Origin of the sequence: Streptomyces netropsis, from assembly GCF_014203545.1 — a bacterium.
Classification (GTDB): Bacteria; Actinomycetota; Actinomycetes; order Streptomycetales; family Streptomycetaceae; genus Streptomyces; species Streptomyces netropsis.
The window spans coordinates 58,497-84,200 of record NZ_JACHJG010000002.1 but is presented as its reverse complement, the minus strand read 5'-3'; the positions used below and the strand labels follow the sequence as shown (position 1 = coordinate 84,200).

Annotated in this window: 28 protein-coding genes; 19 read left to right on the top strand and 9 right to left on the bottom strand. The window is 72.1% G+C overall.

Annotated elements, in window-relative coordinates; translation table 11 throughout:
• Positions 1 to 198 precede the first annotated feature (198 nt).
• Positions 199 to 930: a lysophospholipid acyltransferase family protein gene (locus FHS38_RS05420; RefSeq protein ID WP_184731327.1), complete on the top strand. Its 732-nt coding sequence runs from the start codon at positions 199 to 201 to the stop codon at positions 928 to 930.
• A 129-nt stretch (positions 931 to 1,059) separates the two neighbouring features.
• Here the strand turns inward: FHS38_RS05420 and FHS38_RS05415 are convergent, their stop codons facing one another.
• The 3 genes from FHS38_RS05415 to FHS38_RS05405 are packed head-to-tail and all read right to left on the bottom strand — an operon-like array spanning position 1,060 to position 4,306.
• Complete coding sequence (locus FHS38_RS05415) at positions 1,060 to 2,145, bottom strand: threonine aldolase family protein (RefSeq protein ID WP_229822512.1); 1,086 nt, start codon at positions 2,143 to 2,145, stop codon at positions 1,060 to 1,062.
• The gene (locus tag FHS38_RS05410; protein WP_130881888.1) at positions 2,124 to 2,885 is read right to left on the bottom strand and encodes an SDR family NAD(P)-dependent oxidoreductase; all 762 of its coding nucleotides are present in this window, start codon (positions 2,883 to 2,885) and stop codon (positions 2,124 to 2,126) included. The genes FHS38_RS05415 and FHS38_RS05410 overlap by 22 nt, the downstream gene beginning before the upstream one ends.
• A 26-nt stretch (positions 2,886 to 2,911) precedes the next feature.
• Positions 2,912 to 4,306: a DUF6421 family protein gene (locus FHS38_RS05405; RefSeq protein ID WP_184731325.1), complete on the bottom strand. Its 1,395-nt coding sequence runs from the start codon at positions 4,304 to 4,306 to the stop codon at positions 2,912 to 2,914.
• A 349-nt stretch (positions 4,307 to 4,655) separates the two neighbouring features.
• Here FHS38_RS05405 and FHS38_RS05400 point away from each other — a divergent pair, with 349 nt between their 5' ends.
• The 3 genes from FHS38_RS05400 to FHS38_RS05390 are packed head-to-tail and all read left to right on the top strand — an operon-like array spanning position 4,656 to position 7,302.
• On the top strand, positions 4,656 to 5,567 hold the full coding sequence (locus tag FHS38_RS05400) for an ABC transporter substrate-binding protein (RefSeq protein WP_229822562.1): 912 nt from the start codon (positions 4,656 to 4,658) through the stop codon (positions 5,565 to 5,567).
• Positions 5,568 to 5,605: 38 nt separating this feature from the next.
• Complete coding sequence (locus FHS38_RS05395; RefSeq protein WP_184732177.1) at positions 5,606 to 6,520, top strand: amino acid ABC transporter permease; 915 nt, start codon at positions 5,606 to 5,608, stop codon at positions 6,518 to 6,520.
• Complete coding sequence (locus FHS38_RS05390) at positions 6,517 to 7,302, top strand: amino acid ABC transporter ATP-binding protein (RefSeq protein ID WP_184731321.1); 786 nt, start codon at positions 6,517 to 6,519, stop codon at positions 7,300 to 7,302. The genes FHS38_RS05395 and FHS38_RS05390 overlap by 4 nt, the downstream gene beginning before the upstream one ends.
• An 89-nt stretch (positions 7,303 to 7,391) precedes the next feature.
• On the opposite strand, the gene FHS38_RS05385 is transcribed toward FHS38_RS05390, so the two are convergent.
• Positions 7,392 to 7,940 carry a GNAT family N-acetyltransferase gene (locus tag FHS38_RS05385; protein WP_184732175.1) on the bottom strand — a complete coding sequence of 183 codons (549 nt, stop codon included), beginning with the start codon at positions 7,938 to 7,940 and terminating at the stop codon, positions 7,392 to 7,394.
• Positions 7,941 to 8,017: 77 nt separating this feature from the next.
• Between FHS38_RS05385 and FHS38_RS05380 the strand changes: the two genes are divergently transcribed.
• The 8 genes from FHS38_RS05380 (at position 8,018) to FHS38_RS05345 (ending at position 14,948) form a co-directional block, all read left to right on the top strand.
• On the top strand, positions 8,018 to 8,410 hold the full coding sequence (locus tag FHS38_RS05380; RefSeq protein ID WP_184731319.1) for a VOC family protein: 393 nt from the start codon (positions 8,018 to 8,020) through the stop codon (positions 8,408 to 8,410).
• 149 nt (positions 8,411 to 8,559) lie between these two features.
• The gene (locus FHS38_RS05375; RefSeq protein WP_184731318.1) at positions 8,560 to 9,144 is read left to right on the top strand and encodes a DUF5134 domain-containing protein; all 585 of its coding nucleotides are present in this window, start codon (positions 8,560 to 8,562) and stop codon (positions 9,142 to 9,144) included.
• A gap of 147 nt (positions 9,145 to 9,291) precedes the next feature.
• Complete coding sequence (locus FHS38_RS05370; RefSeq protein ID WP_184731317.1) at positions 9,292 to 10,245, top strand: M56 family metallopeptidase; 954 nt, start codon at positions 9,292 to 9,294, stop codon at positions 10,243 to 10,245.
• A gap of 118 nt (positions 10,246 to 10,363) precedes the next feature.
• Positions 10,364 to 11,095, top strand: a complete 732-nt coding sequence (locus tag FHS38_RS05365; RefSeq protein ID WP_184731316.1) for a phosphatase PAP2 family protein — start codon at positions 10,364 to 10,366, stop codon at positions 11,093 to 11,095.
• 41 nt (positions 11,096 to 11,136) lie between these two features.
• Positions 11,137 to 11,544 carry a tetratricopeptide repeat protein gene (locus FHS38_RS05360; RefSeq protein WP_184731315.1) on the top strand — a complete coding sequence of 136 codons (408 nt, stop codon included), beginning with the start codon at positions 11,137 to 11,139 and terminating at the stop codon, positions 11,542 to 11,544.
• A gap of 25 nt (positions 11,545 to 11,569) precedes the next feature.
• On the top strand, positions 11,570 to 12,535 hold the full coding sequence (locus FHS38_RS05355; RefSeq protein ID WP_184731314.1) for a pirin family protein: 966 nt from the start codon (positions 11,570 to 11,572) through the stop codon (positions 12,533 to 12,535).
• A 28-nt stretch (positions 12,536 to 12,563) separates the two neighbouring features.
• Positions 12,564 to 13,259 (top strand): HAD family hydrolase, encoded by a 696-nt coding sequence (locus FHS38_RS05350; protein ID WP_184731313.1) that lies wholly within the window; start codon positions 12,564 to 12,566, stop codon positions 13,257 to 13,259.
• 339 nt (positions 13,260 to 13,598) lie between these two features.
• Positions 13,599 to 14,948 carry an FAD-dependent oxidoreductase gene (locus FHS38_RS05345; RefSeq protein ID WP_184731312.1) on the top strand — a complete coding sequence of 450 codons (1,350 nt, stop codon included), beginning with the start codon at positions 13,599 to 13,601 and terminating at the stop codon, positions 14,946 to 14,948.
• Between the two features lie 34 nt (positions 14,949 to 14,982).
• On the opposite strand, the gene FHS38_RS05340 is transcribed toward FHS38_RS05345, so the two are convergent.
• A complete protein-coding gene (locus FHS38_RS05340; RefSeq protein ID WP_229822510.1) occupies positions 14,983 to 15,348 on the bottom strand; it encodes an ArsR/SmtB family transcription factor in 366 nt (121 codons plus the stop codon).
• Between the two features lie 155 nt (positions 15,349 to 15,503).
• Here FHS38_RS05340 and FHS38_RS05335 point away from each other — a divergent pair, with 155 nt between their 5' ends.
• From FHS38_RS05335 to FHS38_RS05315, 5 genes are all read left to right on the top strand, one after another.
• Positions 15,504 to 16,598, top strand: coding sequence for an NADH:flavin oxidoreductase/NADH oxidase (locus tag FHS38_RS05335; RefSeq protein WP_184731311.1), 1,095 nt, complete (start codon positions 15,504 to 15,506; stop codon positions 16,596 to 16,598).
• A 227-nt stretch (positions 16,599 to 16,825) separates the two neighbouring features.
• Complete coding sequence (locus FHS38_RS05330) at positions 16,826 to 17,503, top strand: uracil-DNA glycosylase (protein ID WP_184731309.1); 678 nt, start codon at positions 16,826 to 16,828, stop codon at positions 17,501 to 17,503.
• Positions 17,504 to 17,526: 23 nt separating this feature from the next.
• Positions 17,527 to 17,694, top strand: a complete 168-nt coding sequence (locus FHS38_RS05325; RefSeq protein ID WP_184731307.1) for a hypothetical protein — start codon at positions 17,527 to 17,529, stop codon at positions 17,692 to 17,694.
• Between the two features lie 4 nt (positions 17,695 to 17,698).
• On the top strand, positions 17,699 to 18,784 hold the full coding sequence (locus tag FHS38_RS05320) for an N-acetylglucosamine kinase (protein ID WP_184731305.1): 1,086 nt from the start codon (positions 17,699 to 17,701) through the stop codon (positions 18,782 to 18,784).
• Between the two features lie 106 nt (positions 18,785 to 18,890).
• A complete protein-coding gene (locus FHS38_RS05315; protein WP_184731303.1) occupies positions 18,891 to 19,835 on the top strand; it encodes a sirohydrochlorin chelatase family protein in 945 nt (314 codons plus the stop codon).
• Between the two features lie 162 nt (positions 19,836 to 19,997).
• Here FHS38_RS05315 and FHS38_RS05310 read toward each other — a convergent pair whose 3' ends face one another.
• The gene (locus FHS38_RS05310) at positions 19,998 to 21,077 is read right to left on the bottom strand and encodes a lactonase family protein (protein ID WP_184731301.1); all 1,080 of its coding nucleotides are present in this window, start codon (positions 21,075 to 21,077) and stop codon (positions 19,998 to 20,000) included.
• 103 nt (positions 21,078 to 21,180) lie between these two features.
• Entirely contained in the window at positions 21,181 to 22,686 is a 1,506-nt protein-coding gene (locus tag FHS38_RS05305) for an FUSC family protein (protein WP_184731299.1), read from the bottom strand.
• 282 nt (positions 22,687 to 22,968) lie between these two features.
• Between FHS38_RS05305 and FHS38_RS05300 the strand changes: the two genes are divergently transcribed.
• Together FHS38_RS05300 and FHS38_RS05295 are read left to right on the top strand one after the other, a co-directional pair.
• Complete coding sequence (locus tag FHS38_RS05300; RefSeq protein ID WP_130881118.1) at positions 22,969 to 23,451, top strand: Lrp/AsnC family transcriptional regulator; 483 nt, start codon at positions 22,969 to 22,971, stop codon at positions 23,449 to 23,451.
• 117 nt (positions 23,452 to 23,568) lie between these two features.
• Positions 23,569 to 24,492, top strand: a complete 924-nt coding sequence (locus FHS38_RS05295; protein WP_184731297.1) for a D-alanyl-D-alanine carboxypeptidase family protein — start codon at positions 23,569 to 23,571, stop codon at positions 24,490 to 24,492.
• 39 nt (positions 24,493 to 24,531) lie between these two features.
• Here FHS38_RS05295 and FHS38_RS05290 read toward each other — a convergent pair whose 3' ends face one another.
• Together FHS38_RS05290 and FHS38_RS05285 are read right to left on the bottom strand one after the other, a co-directional pair.
• On the bottom strand, positions 24,532 to 24,954 hold the full coding sequence (locus FHS38_RS05290) for a YjbQ family protein (RefSeq protein WP_184731295.1): 423 nt from the start codon (positions 24,952 to 24,954) through the stop codon (positions 24,532 to 24,534).
• Between the two features lie 92 nt (positions 24,955 to 25,046).
• Positions 25,047 to 25,691, bottom strand: coding sequence for a hypothetical protein (locus tag FHS38_RS05285; protein ID WP_184731293.1), 645 nt, complete (start codon positions 25,689 to 25,691; stop codon positions 25,047 to 25,049).
• Positions 25,692 to 25,704: the final 13 nt, after the last annotated feature.

Here is a 25,704-nt window from a genome sequence, read left to right as displayed (position 1 = left end):
CGGTGTCCGCGCCGGATCCCCGGTGTACCTTCGGCTGTACCGGATTCCGGCCGACGTGATGAGAATCTCCCGTTCTGCGGGGCATCCTCGCTGGCCGACAGGCCGGGCATTCAGGCACGATCTGCCGGAAGCCGAGAACCTACGGCCGCGTAACTTCAGCCGGGACACCCCTCCCCAGGCCCAGAAGGATTCCCCGATATGGCAGAACTCGTCTACCCCCCGGTGATCGGCGTCGCCCGCACCATGTTCAAGGCGCTCGATCTGCGCTTCGACATCCAGGGCAGCGAACACATTCCGCAGCGCGGTGGGGCGGTCCTGGTGAGCAACCACATCGGATACCTCGACTTCGTCTTCTGCGGGCTGGCCGCCCGCCCGGCCAAGCGCCTGGTGCGGTTCATGGCCAAGGAGTCCGTCTTCCGGCACAAGGTGTCGGGCCCGCTGATGCGGGCGATGAAGCACATCCCCGTGGACCGCGCGGCGGGCATGGACGCGTACAAGCACGCCCTCAAGGCGCTGCGCTCGGGCGAGATCATCGGGGTCTTCCCGGAGGCGACGATCTCCCAGTCGTTCACGCTGAAGAACTTCAAGTCGGGGGCGGCGCGGCTGGCCCAGGAGGCCGGGGTTCCGGTGCTGCCGATGGCCGTGTGGGGTACACAGCGGCTCTGGACCAAGGGTCACAAGCGTGACCTGGGCCGTCATCACATCCCGATCACGATGCGGGTGGGCGAGCCGATCGCGGCCGACCCCGCCGAGCACGCGGACACCGTCACCGAGCGCGTGCGGGCCCGGGTGCAGGACCTGCTGGAAGCGGCCCAGCGCGCCTATCCCGTCCGTCCCAAGGGGCCGGACGACACCTGGTGGATACCGTCCCACCTCGGTGGCACGGCCCCGAGCCCGGCGGAGGCCGCGGCGCTGGACCGGCGGCGCTAGCCGGCCGACGGCTCACCGACGTCCGTGTGCCCCGGGCAGCCGCCCGGGGCACACGGTGGAACGACTCAAGGCCCCCGGCCGTCTGCGCGACGGCCGGGGGCCTTGGTCATGCGTGCGTGAGGTACGCCGCTACTTGGCCATCTCCTCCGCGACCGCCGCGACGAAGGCGTCCACGTCGGCCTCGGTGGTGTCGAAGGAGCACATCCAGCGGACGACGCCGGCCGGCTCGTCCCAGAAGTAGAAGCGGTAGCGCTTCTGCAGACGCACGGCCACGTCGTGCGGCAGCCGGGCGAAGACGCCGTTGGCCTGCACCGGGTGCAGGAGCTCGACGCCGTCCACGGCCCGTACGCCCTCGGCCAGGCGCGTGGCCATGGCGTTGGCGTGCGAGGCGCTGCGCAGCCAGAGGTCGCCCGTGAGCAGGGCCTCGAACTGGGCCGAGACGAAGCGCATCTTGGAGGCCAGCTGCATCGACATCTTGCGCAGGTGCTTCATCGCCCGCACCGCGTCCGGGTTGAGGACGACGACGCACTCGCCGAACACCAGGCCGTTCTTGGTGCCGCCGAAGGAGAGCAGGTCCACTCCGGCGTCGGTGGTGAAGGCCCGCAGCGGAAGGCCGAGCGTGGCCGCCGCGTTGGCTATGCGCGAGCCGTCCAGGAAGACCTTCATACCGCGCTCGTGGGCGTGGTCGCAGATCTCCCGGATCTCCTCGGGGGTGTAGCAGGTGCCCAGCTCGGTGGTCTGGGTGATGGCGACGAGCTGGGGCTGGGCCCGGTGCTCGTCGTCCCAGCCGAACGCCTCACGGTCGATCAGCTCAGGCGTGAGCTTGCCGTGCTCGGTCGGCACGGTGAGCAGCTTGAGGCCGCCCACCCGCTCGGGCGCGCCGCACTCGTCGACGTGGAGGTGGGCGCTCTCGGCACAGATCACCGCGCCCCACCGCTCGGTCGCCGCCTGGAGGGCGACGACGTTGGCGCCCGTCCCGTTGAAGACCGGGAAGGTCTCGGCGGTCGGCCCGAAGTGGGCGCGCATCACGTCCTGGAGATGGGCGGTGTAGTCGTCCTCTCCGTAGGAGACCTGATGACCGCCGTTGGCCAGGGCGAGCGCCGCGAGGATCTCCGGGTGCGCGCCCGCGTAGTTGTCGCTCGCGAAGCCGCGCAGCTCGGTGTCGTGCCGACGGACGGCGTCGGTCACCGGGGTCACGATTGCGGAGTCAGCCACAGACGGGTTCCGTTCACTTCCTGGGCGGGCTTGGACCAGACGTCGACGATGGCCTCGGCCAGGTCGGTGACGTCCGTGAAGCCCGCGAACTTCGCGTTGGGACGCTCGGCGCGCATGGCGTCGTGCACCAGCGCCTTGACCACCAGAATGGCAGCCGCGGCCGACGGGCCCTCCTCGCCCCCCGCCTTGCGGAAGGCGTCGCCGAGGGCGAGCGTCCAGGCCTCGGCGGCGGCCTTGGAGGCGGAGTAGGCGGCGTTGCCCGCGGTGGGCCGGCTGGCACCCGCGGCGCTGATGAGGAGGTACCGGCCGTTGCCGCTGCGTGCCAGCGGGGCCTCGAAGGCCAGGGAGGTGTGCTGCACCGTGCGGATGAGCAGCTTCTCCAGGAGGTCCCAGTCGGCGATGTCGGTCTCGGCGAAGGTGGCGGAGCCGCGCCAGCCGCCCACCAGGTGGACGAGACCGTCGATGCGGCCGAACTCCTTCTCGGTGCGGTCGGCCCAGGCGCGGGTCGCCTCGAGGTCGAGCAGGTCCACGGTGTCGCCGGTGACGGTGGCGCCGCCGTGGGCGTAACGGGCGGCGTCGACGGCCTCGGCGAGGCGTGCGGCGTCCGCGTCGGAGGCGACGACGGTCGCCCCGGCCTCGGCCAGGCGCAGCAGGGCGGCGCGGCCCGCCGGGCCGGCGGCTCCCGCCACCGCCACGACGGCCCCGTCCAGCCGGCCATTGCCGTTCGTCGGAGTGCTCATGGTCGTCGCCTCACTCTCGAGCTTGCTCACGCGGCCACCTGCTCGCGCGTCGCGGTGATCCCCTTGGTCGAGGCGATCACGCCGCGCAGCTTCTTGGCAAGGGCCTCATAGAACATGCTGAGCGGGAACTCGTCGGGAAGCACGTCGTCCACGAGCTTGCGCGGCGGCTGGGTGAGGTCCAGGGCGTCGGGGCCCTTGGCCCATACGGAGCCGGGGTGCGGGGAGAGGTAGGTCGAGACCAGGTCGTAGGCGGCGAACCAGTGGACGAGCTTGGGGCGGTCGATCCCGTCGCGGTAGAGCTTCTCGATCTCGGCGCACAGCTGGTTGGTGACCTGCGGGGCGCGCTGCCAGTCGATGTGGAGGGTGTTGTCCGTCCAGCGTACGACGTCGTGCTTGTGGAGGTAGGCGAAGAGCAGCTGCCCGCCGAGGCCGTCGTAGTTGCGGACCCGGTCACCGGAGAGGGGGAAACGGAACATCCGGTCGAAGAGCACGGCGTACTGCACGTCGCGGCCCTGGGAGACGCCGTCGGCCTCCAGCTTCACGGCCTCCTTGAAGGCGGTGAGGTCGCAGCGCAGCTCCTCCAGCCCGTACATCCAGAACGGCTGCCGCTGCTTGATCATGAAGGGGTCGAAGGGCAGGTCACCGTGGCTGTGGGTGCGGTCGTGGACCATGTCCCACAGGACGAACGCCTCCTCGCAGCGGTGCTGGTCGCCGACCATGTCCTGGATGTCGGCCGGCAGCTCAAGGCCGAGGGTGGCGACGGCCGCCTCGGTGACGGCGCGGAAGCGGGCCGCCTCGCGGTCACAGAAGATCCCGCCCCAGGTGAAGCGCTCGGGGGCCTCGCGGACGGCGATGGTCTCCGGGAAGAGGACCGCGGAGTTGGTGTCGTAGCCCGAGGTGAAGTCCTCGAAGGTGATGCCGAGGAAGAGCGGGTTGTCGTAGCGGGTGCGCTCCAGCTCGGAGAGCCACTCCGGCCATACGACGCGCAGGGCGACGGCCTCGAAGTTGCGGTCGGGGTTGCCGTTCTGCGTGTACATGGGGAAGACCACGAGGTGCTGGAGGCCGTCGGCGCGGTGCGCGGCGGGCTGGAAGGCCAGCAGGGAGTCGAGGAAGTCCGGCACGCCGAAGCCCGTGTCGGCCCAGCGGCGCAGGTCCGCGGCGAGAGCGGCGTGGTACTCGGCGTCGTGGGGCACGAGCGGGGAGAGCTCCCCGACGGCCGCGATGACGCGGTCGACCTCGGCCCGGACGATCTCGCCCGGCGGTGCGCCCTCGGCCGCGAGGTCGATGGAGCCGTCCGCGGACTGCCAAGGCCGAATAGCCTCTACGGCGTCCTTGAGCGTGGCCCAGGCCGGGTGGCCCACCACACGCTCCGCGGACAAAATGTTGGCCTCCGCCGCTATCGGCGCAAGGATTTCCGTCATGGCTACCCCTCCTCAGAAGAACCTGGTGTTAAGACACCGTATCTGTGTCAGGTTCTTCACCTCAAGGGGAGTGGCGATAAATTATCCTGCCGACCCCCCGGTCGGGCCGCTAATTTTCCTGCCGCCCGTCGCCCGGCGCGCCCCATGGACAGGATCCTGTCCCTTCCGGCACACCGGCCACGGTGACCGTACCGGTGCTTTTTCGGCCATGGTCCAGCCCTCCCCCCGGACGTCTACCCCGGCCCGGCCGAGTTCATGAACGTTCATGAATCGGCAACAGTCTTCCGCTATTCGGACCGTTCGTGGCATGACCTGGACAGATGACCTCGCGCGCTGCCAGTCTCCCGCCATGCCCGTCGCCAACCAGCACCGATACGCCCGCCGCCCCAGGCTCCTGGCAGCCACCGCCGCCCTTCTGTGCGCGGCGGCCGCCGGCTGCGCCCCTCAGGACGACTCCGACTCCGCGAAGTCCCCCGGCACGGCGTCCGGCGCCGCGCCCGCCAAAGGTTCCTGCGTGAAGGGGAAGCTGGCCACCGAGACCGCCGGAAAGCTGACGGTGGGCACGGACAAGCCCGCGTACGCCCCCTGGTTCCAGGACGACGACCCCTCGAACGGCAAGGGCTTCGAGTCGGCCGTCGCGTACGCCGTCGCCGAGCGGCTCGGCTACGGCCGGTCCGACGTGGTCTGGCAGACCGTGCCCTTCCAGAACTCCTTCGCGCCGGGGGAGAAGAAGTTCGACTTCGACCTCAATCAGATCTCCATCAGCGACGAGCGCCGCCGGGCCGTGGACTTCTCCCCGGGCTACTACGACGTGCGCCAGGCCGTCATCGCGCTCAAGGACTCCCCCGCGGCGAAGGCCACGTCCGTCGCCGACCTCAAGCGCGTCAAGCTCGGCGCCCAGGTGGGCAGCACGAGCCTCGACGTCCTCGACGACGTCATCAAGCCCGACCAGCGGCCCGCGGTCTTCCAGAAGAACGACTTCGCCAAGACCGCGCTCAAGAACGGCCAGGTCGACGCGATCATCGTCGACCTGCCCACGGCCTTCTACATCACCTCGGCGGAGGTGACGGAAGCGAAGATCGTCGGCCAGTTCGACGCCAAGGGCGGCAAGGCCGAACAGTTCGGCCTCGTCCTCGACAAGGGCAGCGCTCTCACGGCCTGCGTCGGCGACGCCGTCGACGCGCTGCGCAAGGACGGCACCCTGACCCGCCTGGAGAAGAAGTGGCTCTCCGAGGCCGCAGACGCCCCGGTGCTCAAGTGACGGTCAAGGACACGGTGCCGGAGGACCCGGCACACGGGATGTTCGACAAGGCCCTCGACAAGGACTCCGGTGCGTCGGAAAGGGCGGACGGGACGGACCCGGCCGACGGCTACGTGCCGTCCGCGCGGCGCGTCGAGCGCGAGCGGTTCAAGCGGACCCGGGCCCGCCGGGCCACGGCCATCGCGGCAGGGAGCACCCTGGTCACGGGCGTCGCGCTCTTCCTCCTCGTCGTCAACTCCCCCGGCTGGCCCCGCACCCGCGAGACGTTCTTCAGCGCCCACTACGCCCGCGAGGCGCTGCCGAAGGTCCTCGAGGGACTGCTGCTCAACCTCCGCCTGCTGCTCGTCTGCGGCGCGGCGGTCCTCGTCCTCGGTCTGCTGATCGCCGTCGCCCGCACCCTGCGCGGCCCGGTGTTCTTCCCGCTGCGCGCGCTCGCCACCGCCTATACGGACTTCTTCCGCGGGCTGCCGCTCATCATCTGCCTGCTGATGGTCGTCTTCGGCGTGCCGGCGCTGCGGCTGCAAGGGGTGACGACCGACCCCGTCCTCCTGGGCGGTACGGCGCTGGTGCTGACGTACTCGGCGTACGTCGCCGAGGTGTTCCGCGCCGGCATCGAGTCCGTGCATCCCAGCCAGCGCGCGGCGGCCCGCTCGCTGGGCCTGACGGGGCGCCAGACACTCCGGTTCGTCATCCTGCCCCAGGCGGTGCGCCGGGTCGTACCGCCGCTCCTCAACGACCTCGTCTCGCTCCAGAAGGACACCGGGCTCGTCTCGATCGCCGGCGCGGTCGACGCGGTCTACGCGGCGCAGATCATCTCCAGCAAGAGCTTCAACTACACGCCGTACGTGCTCGCAGGGCTGATCTTCGTGGCCCTCACCATCCCCATGACCCGCTTCACCGACTGGATCACCGCGCGGATGGACCGCCGCCGGGCACAGGGAGGGATCGTATGAGCGGGACCGACACCACTACCGACACCGGCCTCGGCACCGACGCCGTGCTGCGGCTGGAGTCCGTCCGGAAGACCTTCGGCCGGTCGGTCGTACTGCGCGACGTGGACCTGGAGGTGGCCCCGCACACCGTGACCGCGCTCATCGGCGCGTCCGGCTCGGGCAAGTCGACACTGCTGCGCTGCGCGAACCTCCTGGAGGAGATCGACGACGGCGCGATCTTCCTCGACGGTGAGGACATCACGGATCCCCGCGTGGACCCGGACACGGTGCGCCGCCGGATCGGCGTCGTCTTCCAGGCCTACAACCTCTTCCCGCACATGACCGTGCTGGAGAACGTCACCCTCGCCCCGCGCCGGGTGCACGGGGTGCCGCGCGCGGAGGCGGAGGAACGGGCGCACGAGTTGCTGGGGAGGCTGGGGCTCGACGGCAAGGCGGGCGAGTACCCGGACCGGCTCAGCGGCGGTCAGCAGCAGCGCGTCGCGATCGTACGGGCCCTGGCCGGCCGGCCCCGGCTGCTGCTGCTCGACGAGATCACCGCGGCGCTCGACCCGGAGCTGGTGGGCGAGGTGCTGAGCGTCGTGCGTGACCTCAAGGAGGAGGGCATGACCATGGTCCTGGCCACCCACGAGATGGGGTTCGCCCGGGACGTCGCCGATCAGGTGTGCTTCCTGGACGGCGGGGTGGTGCTGGAGCGCGGTACCCCCGCGGAGGTGTTCGGCGAGCCGCGGCAGGAGCGCACGCGGCGCTTCCTGCGACGGCTCGTGGAGGCCGGACGGCTGTGACGAAAGGGGCGGCCGGCCCGGGCGGGTGTCATGCACCCCCATCGGGCCGGCCGCCCTTCGTCATACGGGCCCGTGCACCGGCAGGAGCCTTACGGCAGTTCCTTGACCAGCAGCTCGAACTCGAGGTCGTCGCGCTGGGGGATGCCGAAGCGGTCGTCGCCGTAGGGGAAGGGGGACATCCGGCCGGTGCGCCGGTAGCCGCGGCGCTCGTACCAGGCGATGAGCTCGTCGCGCTGCCGGATGACCGTCATGTGCATCTCCCGGGCGCCCCACTCGGCCCGGACGACCCGCTCGGCCTCCGCCATGATCACTTTGCCGAGCCCGGAGCCCTGCAGCGAAGGACGGACCGCGAACATCCCGAAGTAGGCGTGGGTGCCACGGTGTTCGAGCTGGCAGCAGGCGACGATCTCGCTGTCCCGCTCCACCACGAGCAGGATGCTGGACTCGTCGGTCACCACGGCCAGGACCCCGTCGGGGTCGGTCCGCTGACCGTCCAGCAGGTCGGCCTCGGTCGTCCAGCCCGCCCGGCTGTCGTCACCGCGGTAGGCCGACTCGACCAGCTCGACCAGGGCGGGCACATCCGCGGCGGTGGCCGCCCGGAAGGTCGGCTCGGCGGTGCGGCTGCCGGCGGTTTCCATCATGTCCCGGGGTCCTCTCCGTACGGTTGTCTGCCCTTATGACCCTAACCCGGTGAGGTGTGCGTACAGTCGCGGGCATGGTGCACGTACTGAGCAGCAGAGTGCTTCTGAGGCCGACCGACCCCGAGCGTTCGCGGGTCTTCTACGGGCGGACGCTGGGCCTCGCGGTCTACCGCGAATTCGGTACCGGCCCCGAGCGCGGCACCGTCTACTTCCTCGGGGGCGGATTCCTGGAGGTCTCCGGTCGCGCCAGCGACCCGCCCGCCCCCGGCCTGGAGCTGTGGTTGCAGGTCGCGGACGCGGAGGCCGCGCACGAGGAGTTCCGGCGGCAGGGAGTCGCGGTGCTGGAGCCGCCGGAGCGGAAGCCGTGGGGGCTGGTGGAGATGTGGATCGCCGATCCGGACAGGGTGCGCATCGCGGTCGTGGAGGTCCCGGAGGACCACCCCATGCGCTATCGCCCGGGGATCTGACGCGGTCGGCCGGGGCGTCCGTGCGCCGGCGCTGCGCGGGCGCACGGCCTTCCCTCGCCGTGCTCCTCTATTTGCGCCCGTGCGCTCCCGTGTGATGCGGCCTCAGTGGGCATTCTCCGGAGGTAAGTGTGCGTCCATGGAGGTGTGCCGTGCACGGACCGCCGCTGGTCGGGTGGTTGATGGTGGCGTTGTGCGCCGCGACGGGCGCGTACTGCCTCCTGAGCGTGCGGGCCGGCGCAGCGGGGGAGCGCCGGGCCGCACGCGGGGACGCGTTGATGGGGCTGGGCATGGCGGCCATGGCGGTGCCGGCCGCGGCGCTGGACACCAGGCCGTGGGGGGCACCGCTGTTCGCCGTGGTGTTCGCGACCGGCGGGCTGCGTGCGCTGCTGCTGGCCCGGGAGCGCGCCGAGGCCCATCATCTGCACCATGCCGTGGGCGCGTTCGCGATGGTCTATATGGCGCTCGCGATGGCGGGCGCCCCCGTCGGCGGGCACGCGGGCACCTCGCACGAACCGGCGGGGACTCCCCTGCTGACCGGGCTGCTGCTGGTGTATTTCGCGGTGTACGTCGTACGGGCGGTGGCCGGGCTCGTCCCGGTGATGGCCGGACCGGCCGGCGAGGCCGCGTGGGCCGACGGGCAGCTGCGACCGGGCTGGCAGTGGCGGCCCGAGCTGACCAACGCCTGTCGGCTGACCATGGGCATAGGCATGCTGACGATGCTGCTCACGCTGTGACGCTGCCGAGGGGGCTCACGGGGCCGCCTGGACGGTCCGGGCCGGGGCGGGGCGGGGGCGGCCCGCCCCGCTGTGGCACGCGTGGCGTGCGTCACTTCGTTCGCGGGACGTACCCCGGGGCGGCCGCGCGCTCATAGGCTGACCGGCATGATGGTCCCGCTCGCGCTGCTGGTCCTCGCCGGGCTGGCCGCGGCAATGGCGCCGCGCCTGCTGACCCGTGCCGACTGGCCCGACCGTGAACCCGTCGTGGCGCTGTGGGTGTGGCAATGCGTCGTCGCGGCCGTACTCCTGTGCTGCGGGCTCGCCATGGCGCTGAGCGCCGCCGCGGCCTGGCAGGCCGTGCGCGGCCATGTCTTCGCCCTGGCGCCGCACGGTGTCATGGAGGCGTACGCCCTGACCGCCTACGGGTCGTGGGCGGCTCCCATGGCCGTCGCCCTCGCGTGCGGCGCGGTATGGACGGCCGCGATGCTCACCCGCGAGGTCCATTGGGCGCGTCTGCGGCACCGGCGGCGGCGCGCGGAGCTGCTCGTGCGTTCCCCCCTGCTGCCCGGTGAGGAGCCCTGCGCGGACCAGCTCATGGTGCTGGAGGGCGACCGGCCCGACGCATGGTGGCTGCGAGGTCGCACCACGCCGCAACTGGTGATCACGACGGGTGCGCTGCGGCGGCTCAAGGGTTCACGGCTGGACGCGGTGCTGGCCCATGAGCAGGGGCACGCGCGCGCCCGGCACGACTGGCTGCTGCACTGCTCTTCGGCGCTGGCGAACGGCTTTCCGCAGGTGCCGGTCTTCGCGGCGTTCCGCGACCAGGTCCACCACCTGGTCGAGTTGGCCGCGGACGACGCCGCCTCACGCAGGTTCGGCCGGCTGACGACCGCTCTGGCACTCGTCGAACTCAACGAGGAAAGCGGGGTGTTCGGCCCCTGTCCGTCCCACCTCTCCCAGGTGCCCGGCCGGGTCCACCGGCTGCTGGAGCCCACGCCCCGGCTGACGGCGGCGAGGCGGCTGCGGCTCACGGCCGCGGCGGCGCTGGTGCCGGCCGTGCCGCTGCTGGTGACCTTCGCGCCGGGACTCAGCGCGCTCGGGCTCGGCACGCCGGGCTGAGGCCGCGTTCCGGTTCCTGCCCGGTTCCTGCCCGGTTCCTGCTCCTGATTCCCGTTCCTGCCGCCCGGTCCACGTTCCGGGCTGGTTTCGCGGCGCCCTGATGGGCGACGATCTGATCATGCAGGTTCCCACGCGCCTCTCCGCTCCGCCCGCCGCCCCGGCCCGCCCCACGCGCTCGGTGTGGCTGCGTTCCGGGGCCGTGCTCTGTGCCCTGTTCATCGTCCTGCTGGTGCTGGTCGGCAGTGGCTGGCAGCCTTTGGACTCGCTGGACCGGCGGGTCGCGAACGACCTGCACCCGGTGGCGGTGACGCACGAGGGGTGGACGCACGTCATGCGCCTGCTGTCGGACTGGCTGTGGGACCCGTGGACGATGCGCGCGGCGCTCGCCGTCGCCGCGCTCTGGCTCCTGTGGCGGCGCCAACGGCTGCTCGCGCTCTGGATCGTCGTCACCTCGGCGCTGGGGACGGCGCTGCAGCAAGGCCTCAAGGCGGCGGTCGGACGGAACCGTCCGCACTGGCCGGACCCGCTGGCCACCCCCCACTACCAGGCATTCCCGTCCGGACACGCACTGACGGCGACGGTGGCGTGCGGGCTGCTGGTGTGGCTGCTGTGGTTGCACGGGGTGGAGCGGCGCCGCGTGCGTGCCGCGCTGGTGGTGAGCGTGGTGTCGGTGCTCGGCGTCGGCTTCACGCGCGTCTATCTGGGGGTGCACTGGCTGTCGGACGTCGTGGGCGGTGCGCTGCTGGGAGCGGCCCTGGTGGCCGCCTCGGCCTGGACGTACGCCCGGGTGCCGCAGTGGCGGGCGCGCCGCGCCGGGCAGTCGGCAGCGTCCGACAGCACCCCGGAATAGTTCAACATTCACCCATGTTGGCGGAGGAGAAAGGAGCGACCATGACCGCCTTCAGGCCCTTCTCCCCCACCGCCGAACTGCCCGACACGCCGTACCCGCTCGCGGAGGAGTACACACGCGCGCAGCTCTTCTTCGAGGCCAGGGACTACACCGAGGCCGCCCGCATCCTCGCCCCCGTCGTGGAGGCCGAACCGGGGCACCTGGCGGCCCGGCTGCTGCTCGCGCGCTCCTACTACCACTCCGCCCAGCTGAAGCGCGCCGAGGCCGAACTGCGGCGCGTGCTGGAGCGGGATCCGGCGGAGACGTACGCCTATCTGATGCTCGGCCGCACCCTGGAGCGGCAGAACCGGCCGGCCGACGCCGCACCCTATCTGCGGCTGGCCGCCGCCATGAACGGCGAGGCCGAGCCCGCCCCGCGGCGGGTCGTCCACAGGCGCGCCGATGACTGACGGGCCCGGGTGGCAGAGTGCCGCCATGAGCAATCTCGATCTCCGGCCCGCCCCGGCCGTGTGCGGTGGCCGTCAGGACGTCACCGCCCGGCCGGTGCGCGATCTGCTGCCCGGCAAGACCGTTCCGCTCGGGGAGAGCACCGTCGTCCGCCGACTGCTGCCCAACCTCGGGCGGCGCATGGTGGGAGCATGGGCCTTCGTCGACCATTACGGTCCCGACGACATCGCCCGGGAGCCGGGCATGCAGGTCCCGCCGCATCCGCACATGGGCCTGCAGACGGTCAGCTGGCTGCACGACGGTGAGGTGCTGCACCGCGACAGTCTCGGCAGCCTCCAGACGCTGCGGCCGGGCGAGTTGGGCCTGATGACCTCGGGGCGCGCGATCTCCCACTCCGAGGAGTCCCCGCGCGAGCACGCGCCCGTACTGCACGGCGCACAGCTGTGGGTGGCCCTGCCGGACGCCCACCGGCACACGGATCCGACGTGGGAGCACCACGCCGAGCTGCCGCACGTCACCGGCGGCGGGATCGAAGCCACCGTCATCATGGGCGAGTTGGCGGGCACCACCTCGCCCGCCACCACGTTCACCCCGCTGGTCGGCGCGGACATCGCGCTGGCCGCGGGCTCCTCGGCCCGGCTCCCGGTCCTGCCGGACTTCGAGTACGCGGCGCTCACGATGTCGGGCGAAGCGGAGGTCGACGGGGTGCGCCTGGCGCCGGGGTCGATGCTCTACCTCGGCTGCGGCCGTTCCGAACTGCCGCTGCGCGCTGACGTCGACAGCTCTTTCATGCTGCTGGGCGGCGAACCGTTCGAGGAACGGATCGTCATGTGGTGGAACTTCGTCGGCCGCACCGGCGAGGAGATCGCCGAGGCACGGGAGGCGTGGACGGCCGGGGAGCGCTTCGGCACGGTGCGCGGCTACGACGGTGACCGGCTGGCCGCGCCGGCCCTGCCGCCCGTACCGCTCAAGGCGCGGGGGCGGCAGCGCTGAGCGGGGCCCACCGGGGAGACTGGGCGCCATGACCGTCAAAGGTGTTCTCTTCGACTTCTCCGGAACCCTGTTCCGCATCGAATCCACCGCGTCCTGGCTGCGGTCCGTGCTCGACCGGGCCCGGATCCCGCTGGACGGGGCCGAGTTCGAGCGGCTGACCCGTGGCCTGGAGGCCGTCGGCGCTCTGCCCGGCGGCGGCGCCCCGCGCGCGGTGCCGGCGCATCTCACCGAGGTGTGGGCGGAGCGCGACCGCACCGCGGCGCAGCACCGTGCCGCGTACACCGGGATGGCGCGCGAGGTCCCGCTACCGCGGCCCGAGCTCTACGACGCGTTGTACGCCCGTCACATGGAGCCCGCCGCCTGGCGCCCGTACGCCGACGCGGGCGACGTGCTGGCCGAGTTGCGGCGGCGCGGCGTGCGCACCGCCGTGGTGAGCAACATCGGCTGGGATCCGCGGCCGGTTTTCCGGGAGCACGGTCTCGACGCATGGGTCGACGCGTACGTACTCTCCTACGAGCACGGCGTCCAGAAGCCGGATCCACGGTTGTTCCGGGCGGCGTGCGAGGTGCTCGATCTGGCGCCCGAAGACGTGCTGATGGTCGGGGACGACCGGCGCGCGGACGCGGGCGCCGCCGAGGTGGGCTGCGCGGTGCACCTGGTCGACCATCTGCCGGTCGAGGAACGTCCCGACGCGCTGCGTCCGGTGCTCGAACTGGCCGGCTGACGCGTCGCCCGGCCCATGTCGTCCACTGACTTTGGGCGATCCCCCGCGTCGCCCAAAATCAGCGGACACACCGGAGCCCGCCCTGTCCAGCGGGGCGGGACAACCGTAGACCTGCTGAACAGACCGGCCCGAGGGCCGGTCGCCGCAGGAGTTACAGCATGTCCCCGCGCACCGCGTCGGTCAATGAGACGCCGCGCCCGGCCCTGCCCGGCGGTGCCCCGCCGGGCAGGGCGGATCCGGGGAGGCATCGGCACCGCCGCCACGCCGCTCCCTGTCCGCCTCTCCCGTATCCGGGCTCCCGGTGCGATCCTGGACGCACCCGCGGGAAGGAGTTCCGCCGTGCTTCGCGTCGCAGTGGTCGGATCGGGACCGAGTGGGATCTTCACCGCCCAGGCCCTGGTGCAGCAGCAAGGCGTCCCCGGTGTGACGGTCGATGTGCTGGACCGGCTGCCCTGCCCGTACGGGCTCGTGCGCTACGGGGTGGCCCCCGACCACGAGAAGATCAAATCGCTGCAGAACAATCTGCGCGCCGCCCTCGAACACCCGGCCATCTCCTTCCTCGGCAACGTCCGGGTGGGGGACGAGGCAGGAGGGTTGGCGCCGCGGCGGCTGCTGGACCTCTACCACGCGGTCGTCTACTGCGTCGGCGCCGCGACCGACCGGCGCCTCGCCGTCCCCGGGGAGGATCTGCCGGGCAGCTTCTCGGCCACGGAGTTCGTCTCCTGGTACAGCGCCCACCCGGACGCGGCGCCGGGCGGGTTCGTGCTGGGGGCGCGCTCGGCGGTCGTCATCGGGGTCGGCAATGTGGCGGTCGACGTGGCCCGGGTGCTGGCGCGCGGCGCGGACGAGCTGCGGGCGACCGATGTGCCGGACGCGGCGCTGGCCGCGCTCGCCGACAGCCGGGTGGCGGACATTCACATGGTGGGCCGACGCGGTCCGGGACAGGCGAAGTTCACCACGAAGGAACTGCGGGAGCTGGGTGCCCTGCCGGGGGCGGAGGTGCTCGTGGGGGCCGAGGAGGCGGCCCTGGACCCGGCGTGGGCCGACTCCTCCGGGCTGCCGGCGGTCGGCCGGCGCAATGTGGAGGTGCTGCGGGGCTGGGCCGCGGAGCCGGCCCGGGGCCTCGCGCGCCGGATCCGGCTGCGGTTCTTCCTGCGGCCCGTCGCCCTGCTCGGGGAGGACGCCGTGCGTGCGGTGCGCTTCGAGCGGACCGTGCCGGACGAACACGGCGGGGTGATCGGCACAGGGCGGTTCGAGGACATCGAGGCCCAGTTGGTCCTGCGGTCGGTCGGCTACCGCGGGGTGCCGATCCCGGGGCTGCCGTTCGACCCGGAACGCGGAACCGTGCCGCACACCGGGGGACGGGTCCTGCGGGACGGCATGCCGTCGTGCGGCGAGTACGTCGCGGGCTGGATCAAGCGCGGGCCGACCGGTGTCATCGGCACCAATCGCTCGTGCGCCAAGGAGACGGTGACCTCGCTGCTGGCCGACGCCGAGACCCTCATGACACGACGGCCGGCGGGTGACCCGTACTCCGCGCTGCGGTCGGCGGGGCAGGATCCGGTGCGGTGGCCGGGCTGGCTGGGGATCGAGGCTGCGGAGGCCGCCCTCGGCCGGCGGCTGGGCCGCGGGCCGGTGAAGATCCCGGACTGGGAAGGCCTGCTCGCCGCGGCACGCGACCAGCCCTGACCGGGCCGGACCCGTCACCGGGGGGCGTCGCGCCTCAGCGGTCCTCGCCGGGGCGCTCGGCCTGCCGGTCGGCCGCTGTGAGGACGCTGTCGAGGAGTCCCGGGAACAGCGCCTCCAGATCGTCCCGGCGCAGGGCGTTCATCTTCGCCGTGCCCCGGTAGATCTGGCTGACCACGCCGCACTCGCGGAGCACGCGGAAGTGGTGGGTGGTCGTCGACTTGCTGATGGGGAGGTCCAGGACGGAGCAGGACTGTTCGGTCCCGGCCGCCGCCAGGGACCGTACGACCAGCAGGCGCATGGGGTCCGACAGGGCGTGCAGCACGCTCTCGAGCCGGATGTCCTCGCGAGCGGGGTGCTCGAGGACGCGGCTGGTCGAGGCGGTTGCGGACGGCGTCTGCACGGCTGCTCCTCAGGGTCGCTGCGCTGCGAGGACCCAGTATACGAGAGTCGTACGAGGATTCTCGTAGTTCGAAGTATCTCGTAGTTTGACATCTCCCGTAGTACGACAGGTAGCGTACGAGCCGTACCTCGGCCCATCACGAGAAGGAGCCTGTCGTGAGTTCCCTGTTCGAGCCTTACACCCTGCGGTCGCTGACCATCCCCAACCGTGCCTGGATGGCGCCGATGTGCCAGTACTCCGCCGAGGTCTTCGGGCCGAACGCGGGTGTCGCAAACGACTGGCACTTCCAGCACTACGCCGCCCGCGCGGCCGGCGGCACCGGGCTGATCCTGGTCGAGGCCACCGCGGTCAGCCCCGAGGGCCGGATCAGCCCGGCCGACCTCGGCCTGTGGAACGACACCCAGACCGAGGCGCTCCGCCGCGTGGCGGCCTTCCTCAAGGAGCAGGGCACCGTTCCCGGCATCCAGATATCCCACGCGGGACGCAAGGCCGCGACGGACCGTCCGTGGCGCGGCGACGGCCCGGCGAGCCCGGAGGAGAGCTGGCAGGCGGTCGGCCCGAGCCCGCTGCCGTACGCGGACGGCCACCAGGTTCCCGTGGAACTGACGGTGGAGCAGATCAAGGAGATCGTCGGCCGGTTCGCGGACGCGGCGCGGCGGGCCCTGGCGGCCGGCTTCGAGGTCGTCGAGGTGCACGGCGCGCATGGCTACCTCATCCACGAGTTCCTCTCCCCGCACAGCAACCGCCGCACCGACGAGTACGGCGGCTCGTTCGACAACCGCGTCCGGTTCGCGCTGGAGGTCGTGGACGCGGTGCGCGCGGTGTGGCCCGAGGACAAGCCCGTGTTCTTCCGCGTCTCCGCGACCGACTGGCTGACGGAGAACCCCGAGGACGAGCGCGAGGGCTGGACGGGGGACGACACCGTGCGCTTCGCACGGGAGCTCCTCGCCCACGGCGTCGACCTGCTGGACGTCTCCACCGGGGCCATCGCTCCGGGTGCGCACATCCCGGTCGGCCCCGGCTACCAGGTGCCGTTCGCCCGGCGCGTGAAGGAGGAGACCGATCTGCCCGTCGCGGCGGTGGGACTGATCACCGACCCCCAGCAGGCCGAGAAGATCATCGCCAATGGGGAGGCGGACGCGGTGCTGCTGGCCCGTGAGCTGCTGCGCGACCCCTTCTGGGTGCGCCGTGCGGCGACCGTACTGGGCGGCGACCGACGCATCCCCGACCCGTACGGCTGGGCCGTCTGACCTGCGGTAATCCCACTCCCCGGGGCCGCTGCCGGTACGGGTCCGCAGAACTGCCCGCACCGGCGGCGGCCGCCGCCGGCTCCCGCCCCGCACGGGGGAAGACCCGCGCACGGCGGGACCTCCGCCGACGGCGGCCACACGGGCAACACGAGCGTGCGCCGGGCTTCGTGGGTGCGATCACGCTCCCGTTCGTACCGGCACAGGCTGAGCCAGTAGAGTGACGCCCCGTGGCTGCACGACCATTGAACGAGATCGTCGAACCGGGCTGGGCCAAGGCACTTGAGCCGGTCGCCGGGCGTATCACCGCGATGGGCGACTTCCTGCGCGCCGAGATCGCGGCAGGCCGGACCTATCTGCCCTCGGGTGCGAATGTGCTGCGTGCGTTCCAGCAGCCGTTCGACGACATACGGGTCCTGATCGTGGGTCAGGACCCGTACCCGACGCCCGGCCATGCCGTGGGACTGAGCTTCTCCGTCGCGCCCGAGGTGCGGCCGCTGCCCGGCAGCCTGGAGAACATCTTCCGCGAGATGCACACCGACCTCGGGCTGCCCCGGCCGTCCAACGGCGATCTGACCCCCTGGACGCAGCAGGGCGTCCTGCTGCTCAACAGGGCACTGACCACGGCCCCGCGCAAGCCCGCCGCGCACCGGGGCAAGGGCTGGGAAGAGGTCACCGAGCAGGCGATCCGCGCGCTGGTCGCGCGCGGTCGGCCGATGGTGGCGATCCTGTGGGGCCGCGACGCCCGCAATCTGCGTCCGCTGCTCGGCGGGGTGCCGTGCGTCGAGTCCGCTCACCCCTCCCCCATGTCCGCCGATCGCGGTTTCTTCGGCTCCCGGCCGTTCAGCCGGGCCAACGACCTTCTCGCCCAGCAGGGATCGGCTCCCGTCAACTGGCAGCTTCCGTGATCTTGGGCGGTAAGGTGCCCGCCATGACCACCGCAACGGACGTCTCGGACGGCCCGCGTCGGGCGGGCGACCGACGGCGGACGCGCGCCAGGACGGCGCCGCTGCCGGGCGCGAGCGCCGTCCTGGCGGGCGCGCACGCGGCGCCCACCGGCGCCTCGACGAGCGAGCGCGCCGTGCGCGGCTCCGGCTGATCCCGTGGACGTCACGCCCGGGAACCCCCCGGCCGACCGTACGCGGCACGGTCACTCCCACGTCCTGGGGGTCGACTCGGGCGGCTCGGGCGTCAGGATCGCCCTCACACCCGTCCGGGGTGAGGGCCCGGCTCTCACCTGGTCCTCCCCGGACCCCGCCGTCATGGGCGAGCGGGGTATCGACGCGCAAAGCCTCCTCGACCGGGTGCTGCCCGCCGCCGCACGTCTCCTGCGCGAGGCGGGCGCGGAGCTCTGCGAGGCCGTCTGCGTGGGCGCCTCCGGCATGGCCACGCTCGGCGACGATCTCCGTGCCGTGCTGCCCGACGCGCTGCGCGACGCACTCGGAGCACGTCGGCTGGCCCTGGCATCGGACGCGGTGACCGCGTACGCGGGCGCGTTGGGGCAGCGACCGGGCGCGGTCGTCGCCGTCGGCACCGGACTGGTGGCGCTCGGCACCGACCTGACCCCGGAAGGCGGCTGGCGGCGCGCGGACGGCTGGGGCCATCTCCTCGGCGACTGCGGCAGCGGAGCCTGGATCGGCCGCGCCGGGCTCGAGGCGGCGATGCGCGCGTACGACGGCCGTGAGGGCGCCTCACCCGCCCTGCTCGCCCGGCTGGAGGCCCTGCTCGGCCCCGCGCCGGAACTGCCGGGAAAGCTGTACCCGCGCGCGGACCGGCCCGCGCTGCTGGCGTCGTTCGCACCCGAGGTCGGCCGGTGCGCCGGGACCGACCCGGTCGCCTCCCGCATTCTCCGCGAGGCCGCCCGCCATATCGCCGGGGCAGCGGCGGCGGTGTGCCCACGCCCGGACCGGGAATCACGGCCGGCACATCCGACACATCCGAGGCGGCCTACATATCCGACGCTTCCCCCCGGCCGGACCCGGCTGGTGGCCCTCACCGGCGGACTGCTCCGTATGGGCGAACCGCTCCTGACGCCACTCCATCGAGAGTTGCAATTGCAACTCCCTCATGCGCACCTGATCGCCGCTGCGGGCGACCCACTGAGCGGGGCGTCGCTCGTGGCAGCGGCACTGGCGACGGACAAATTGCGACTACCCACCGAAGCCGGATTACTACGGATCATTTGCTGAACACATCTCCACTGATCGTATGAACCACCGAATAAATCCGGACAGACGTCACCTAGTTGCCCCCACCCGAACGGCCCAGTCCTCCGAACGACTAACATGCGGCGCCATGAGCTCCCCCACAGGGCCCGTGTCCGGCCTACCTGTACGAATGCCGCGTCCCCGCCAGCCTGGACGGCACCGGCGGCCGGAGCCCGCGGCTGCTCCAGCGGGTGCGCCCCCGCTGGTCCTCGCCGTACCCGGGACACCCGACCCCGCCACGCGCCTCCTCGCCGAGGAGATCCTCAGCATCGCGCGCGCCGAGCTCCCGGGGCTCGACGCGCGCATCGGCTACGTGGACGCCGACGGCGGCAGCGAGGGCTATCCCTCCCTGGACGCCGTCCTCGGCTACGCCACGGCCCAGCACGCCGCTCGCGCGAGCGAAGCCCGTGAAGAGGCCGCCGCGGACGAGAACGCCGACGTGTGGGCCGCAGGGCCCGCCGCCGCCGTCGTGCCGCTGCTCGCAGGACCCGACAGCGCCCTGCTGCGCCGCATACGCCAGTCCGTCATGAGCAGCGGCTCCGTCGTCGAGCTGACCGACGCGCTCGGCCCGCACCCGCTGCTCGCCGAAGCACTGCACGTGCGCCTCTCCGAGGCCGGCCTGGCCCGCGCCGACCGCGCACGACTGTTCACAGTTGCAACGGCCGCGGACGGCATCATTCTGGCCACGATCGGTGGCGAGGAAGCCGTGCAGGCCGCGGGCATCACCGGCATGCTGCTCTCCGCACGTCTCGCCGTCCCGGTGATGGCCGCCGCGCTGGACGAGGAGGGCGCGATCGCCCGTACCGCCGAGCGACTGCGTGGCTCCGGTTCCCGGAACCTGGCGCTGGCGCCCTGCCTGATCGGTCCCGAGGTGGCCGAGACCCTCCCGGCCGTGGCCGCTCAGGAGGCGGGCTGCGCGGCGGCCGAGCCGCTGGGCGCCTACCCGGCGATCGGCAAGCTGGCCCTGGCCAAGTACGCGGCCGCGCTGGGCATCGCGCCCGAGGCGTCCCTTCAGGGCGCGCCCGTCCGCTGATACTCGTTCGGGCGTCCGGACGGACGCCTCGCTGTTCGGAGGGGCCCTCAGGGGCCCCTCCGGTCGTTTACGGGCCTGATCGCTTCCGGCCTGCTGGTTCCGGTTCCGATCGATCGGAACCGGCCATGCGGCCCCGCCTGCGGGGCCGGCCGTTCTTTCGCTTCAGGCAAAGACCACGCAGGACGCGGCGGGCATCTCGATCGACCCCGCGCGGCGCGGCAGGCCGGTGTCGGGCTCGACGGTGAACCAGGTGACATCGCCGGAGCGCTCGTTGGCGGCGTACAGCAGGTGCCCGCCCGGGTGCGCCGACAGATCACGCGGCCAGTGGCCGCCGCAGTCGACTGCGGCGCGGAAGTCGAGGGCGTCACCCGAGGCGTCGAGGGCCAGCGTGGCGATGGTGTCGTGTCCGCGGTTCGCGACCCACAGGAACCGGCCGTCGGGCGAGACCACGGGCGCCGAGGGGAAATTGGGTACCGCCGCGTTGCCACCCGGGCGCTCGCCAGGGACGACAGGTGTCTCACCGACCGGCTTCAGGGCCCCGGCCGACGCGTCCCAGCGGCAGACCGTGACGGTCGACTCCAGCTCGTTGAGGACGTAGGCGCGGTCACCGCGCGGGTGGAAGACGAGATGCCGGGGGCCGGTCCCGGGGCGGAGCGGTGTCTCGCCGTGGGGCCTCGGGACACCCGTCGCCGGGTCGAGGGCGTAGGTCCACACGGAGTCCGTGCCGAGGTCGACGGCGAGCACCCAGCGTCCGGACGGGTCGGGCACCACGGCGTGTGCGTGCGGGCCCTCCTGCCGCTCCGCCACGGGACCGCCTCCCCGGTGCGGCAGGACGACCGAGGGTGCCTCGAGGCCGCCGTCGGCACGCACCGGCAGGGCGCTGACGCTGCCCGAACCGTAGTTGGCGGTGAGCAGATGCGCTCCGGCGGGCGCGAGGTGCGTGGGGGAGGCGCCACGGACGGGGACGGGCGCGCCGAGCGGCTCGGGCCGGGCCCGATCGACGAGGGAGAAGGCGACGGCGGCTCCCTCCGCGGTCTCGCTCACCGCGTACAGCACGTCGGCGGCGGGCGAGAGCGCGAGGAAGGACGGGTTCGCCACGGCGTCGGTGGCGTAGACGGGCGTCAGCGTGCCTGTGGCGGTGTCGACGTCCGCGACCGTGAGGCCGCGCCCGCCCGCCTGCGTGAACGATCCGATGTACGCCCGCTGCCCCCGCCGACGCCCCTGCTGTCCCGTACCGGCCACCGCGCCGCCTCCCCGTCGAGCCACTGTCCGCCCGACGCTACACCGGGGCACCGACAGCGGCCGGGGCGCGTCCCGGCCGCTGTCGGTGCCCCGGCATCGCGGCTCAGGCTTCGGCGAAGACGCCGCGCGGGTTGCTGCGCAGGGGCGCGGCGAGCGAGATGAGCGTCGCTTCCAGGTCGTGCAGGTGGGCGAGGGCGCGCTCGGCGCCGGGGTGGTGGTGCGGAACGGCGTCGAACGCGGCGGCGGCCACGGGTGCGCCGCCCCCGCCGGGCGCGACCAGGGCGTACAGCGCGGTCTCGACCCGCTGGCAGGCCGCGGTCAGCCGGGCGTCGTGCGAGGCGGCGGGGTCGGCGGCGACCGCCGCCAGGCCCCGCGCCTGACGGGCGCAGTCGTCGAGGAAGACCATGACCTCCCGGGCCCGGGCCTTGCGCGCCCGCAGCGGGCTGAGCGGGTGCAGCAGCGGCGCGAGGGAGACGCGCACCTTGCCGAGGAGCAGCTCCAGCTCGGCGACGTGCGGAGTGGGGTCGGCGGACTCGTCACCGGCGAGTCGGCGGGCCGACTCCGCGGTGCAGTGCCGTACGGCCAGCAGGGCGCGCTGGATCCAGGCGTCGGTGGCGGCGTGCGTGGTGACGGGCAGGACGACGGCGACGGCGAGGGCCGCGCCGAGGGCGCCGACGGCCGTCTGCTCGAAGCGCAGCGCCAGCAGCCCCGGGTGGAGCACGCCCAGGAGTCCGTAGAGCAGCCCGGCCATGACGGTCACGAAGAACATCATCCAGCTGTAGGACGGCGCGGCGGTGTAGAAGATGCCGAAGACGCAGACGGCGACGAGCACCGCGGTGGGCGCGGGCGCGCCGTGCAGCGGCACGGCCACGAGGAGCCCGACGACGATCCCGGTCACGGTGCCGACGACGCGGCGGAAGCCACGGACGAGGGTCTCACCGCGCGAGGCGGTGTTGACGAAGATCCACCAGGCGGTGCCGACGGCCCAGTACCAGCGCTCGTCGGAGACGAGCTGCCCGACGGCGAGGGCGACACCGCAGGCGAAGGTGGCCTGGAACGCCTGACGGGTGGTGGGTCGCGCCAGCCCACGCGCCGCGAGGGGGGCGGGCTGGGCGGGCGGCGGGGTCCGGCGTTCGATGCACCAGAACCCGAAGCGGACGAGACCGGACGCGGCGAGGGCCATCGCCACGGCTTGGTACAGCTCCGGCAGCTGAGCCGGTACGGCGTGCAGGAACTGCGTGGCGAAGAACATCATGAAGGCGAATATCCCGAGCGCGTGGCCACGCGGGCCCCAGCGCCGGGCGTAGACGCCGCAGAAGACCACCATGAGGAACACGGTGTCGCGCAGCAGCGGCACGCCGTGCAGGGCCGTCGCGAGGGCGAGCACGGGGAAGCCGACGGCCGGCAGCAGGGCGGTGCTGACCGCCTGGCGCCGCACGGTCGGGTCACCGACGGTGAAGAGCGCGAGGAGCGCCGCGAGCCCGCCCGTGATGGAGGCGGGCAGCGACAGACCGCAGAGCTCCGCCGCGGCGACCGCGAGGCTCACGCCGATGACGGCACGGACACCGGTGCGGAGCCTGAGCCGGCCCGGGTCCGGAGCCACGAACATCCTCTTCAGAGCGGCCGCCCCCTTCTCCCCAAGTAACGAATGTGTACGGATGAATCCGCGGATGCGCACGGACGTCGACGTCGCATGAGCGCTTTCCGGCACGACAAAGGCGCTGCGGGGGTTCGGAAGCGGCTTCCTCGCCGCCCGACGCAGCCCAGCGCAACGCCATCAGTAGGTAGAGGAAAACATCTGGAGCCTCAATGGCTCAACAGCTCCTCGGATGACTGAACCATTGGTACAGTGCCAAGCCCGGAGCATTGACCATAAGGAGGCCGTTGGCCCATGGCGGTGGACGCGCTGGACGCGAAGATCTTGCGGCTGCTGCTGGAGCAGCCACGGACGAGCGTGCGGGAGTACGCGCGCGTGCTGGGCATCGCGCGCGGCACGCTTCAGGCCCGGCTCGACCGGCTGGAGCGCGAGGGCGTGATCACCGGCACCGGGCCGCGGCTGTCCCCCGCGGCGCTCGGTCATCCCATGCTGGCGTTCGTCCACATAGAGGTCACTCAGGGCCATCTGGACACGGTGGCGAACGCGCTCGCCGAGGTGCCGGAGATCATCGAGGCGTTCTCGATCACCGGTGGCGGGGATCTGATGACGCGGGTCGTCGCGCGCGACGCGGCGCACCTGGAGGACGTGATCCAGCTGCTGGTCCAGTTGCCGGGGGTGGTCCGCACGCGCACCGAGGTGGTGCTGCGCGAGCGCGTGCCCTACCGGATGGTGCCGCTGGTGGAATCGGTGGGACGGGCAGCTCAGCGGTCTCCCTGACCAGGGCTGCCTGACGGGCCGCCAATCACCCGTAGGGCGCCCCCAATGTCTCCCCGCCCACAGATAGGTGGGATTATCTGCTCGCTCATCTCAACAAGCGAGGACAAGGGGACGTACATGGATCGAATTGGGGGAAGACCGGTCCGCCGGTGGGGAACGGCGCTCGTCGCGTCGACCGCGGCGATCGCCGTCGTACTCCCGGCGACGACCGCCGAGGCCGCCAGCGGTCCGTCGGGAGTCACCGCCCAGGGCGCGTTCCTGCTCGACACCGGCAAGAACAGCCGACTGTGGTCCAAGAACGCCGACACCAAGCGTCAGATGGCCAGCACCACCAAGGTCATGACGGCGGCCGTGGTCCTGGACACCAGTGGCGTCAATCTCAACAAGCTGGTCACCATCAAGCAGTCGTACCGCGACTACGTCGCGCGTAACGGCGCGAGCACGGCAGACCTGCGCGTGGGTGACAAGCTGACCGTGCGGCAGCTGCTGTACGGCCTGATGCTCCCCTCCGGGTGCGATGCCGCATACGCGCTCGCCGACACCTTCGGCAGCGGCAGCACCGAGGCCGCGCGCACGAAGTCGTTCATCGGCAAGATGAACAAGAAGGCCGCCGCCCTTGGCATGAAGAACACCAAGTACGACTCCTTCGACGGCATCTCGGCGGCGGGCGCCAACTACACGACGCCGCGCGACACGGCGAAGCTGGCCGGGCACGCGATGGCCAACAGCACGTTCGGCACGGTCGTCAAGTCGACCAGCACCCAGCAGAAGGCCGCGAACATCAATCGCACCTACTACTGGGACAACACGAACAAGCTGCTCGGGTCGTACAAGGGCGCGATAGGCATCAAGACCGGCACGGGCTCCGTGGCCGGGCCGTGCCTGGTGTTCGCCGCCCAGCGCAACGGGCGCACCGTCGTGGGCGTCATCCTCAACGCCGGCAACCGCTACGCGGACGCCACGAAGATGCTCGACTGGGCTTACAACACCAAGACCCCGGTGAAGCTGCGCCAGCTGCCCGCATCGGCTCAGAAGGACTGACACCCCGGCTGAACCCGAGGCCGACCGACCGCCAGGCGGTCAGCCGAGGAAGGTCAGCCGCACCTGGCGGTCCGGGTTGTCCCGGTTGGTATCCACGAGACACACGGACTGCCAGGTGCCCAGCTCCAGCCGCCCGCCGAGGACGGGGAGCGTCGCGTGCGGCGGCACGAGCGCCGGAAGGACATGGTCCCGGCCATGGCCGGGGCTCCCGTGCCGGTGCCGCCAGCGGTCGTCCGCCGGCAGCAGATCCCGCAGGGCGGCGAGCAGGTCGTCGTCACTGCCCGCGCCCGTCTCCAGAACCGCCACTCCGGCGGTGGCATGCGGGACGAAGACATTGAGCAGGCCGTCGCGGCCCGCGGCCACGGCGCGCAAGAACGTCTCACAGTCTCGCGTGAGGTCGTACACGGCCTCCGAAGTGCCGGTGGAGACGTCGAGGACGTGCGTACGGAACGTTTCGGTCATGTTCCCATCTTGCCCGGCGGCGGGCACGCGGCCCGGCTCCGGGACCGGCGCGAGGAACGGGAAGGCCAAGCGCTCACCGCCGACGTCTCACGCTATTCCCACAGCACCACCTTGATCGTGACCGCATCGGGCAGGGGCAGGTTGGCGGACACCATGCTGAAAGCCGCAGTACGCCCCTCGGTGGTGGTGAAACAGTACGTTCCGGAGACCCCGTTGCTGCGGGTCAGAGGGACAGACACCGGATTCTGCGTCACGCCGGGCGGCAACCGCTTCTCACAGTCCGAACGGCGCAGATCGCCGGCATCCCCCGGCGCTTCCGCCGCGCGACCGGTCATGACCATGACGGCGGCCGACGCGCTGTAGTCCCCGCGCAGATCGTCGTCCACCCCCACGAGTCGCCCCGGATCCTTGCCGTCGAAGTCCGCCCCGACATCGGAATTCGCGTTGAGAGTGAGCGGAAGAGTGACGGTGCCCTTCCAGCGCGCCTTGGAGGAAGGTGGCATCGACTTCTCTCCCCCGCTGACTGAGGGCGTTGGCTTCGGGGTGGTGGGAGTGACGCCTGCCCGCGTGGGTTCGTCGGGCGTGGACTTCTCGCTTGCCTCTGCGGAAGCCGAAGTTCCTCCCTGGGCGCCCGCCGACACGGAGCTGTCCTTGTTGCCCGATCCATTCGATTTCGACGAGGGCGAAAAAATCGCCCCGATGACCGCGGCGATGATGACGGCGACTGCGCCGATCACCGCTGGCCCGTAC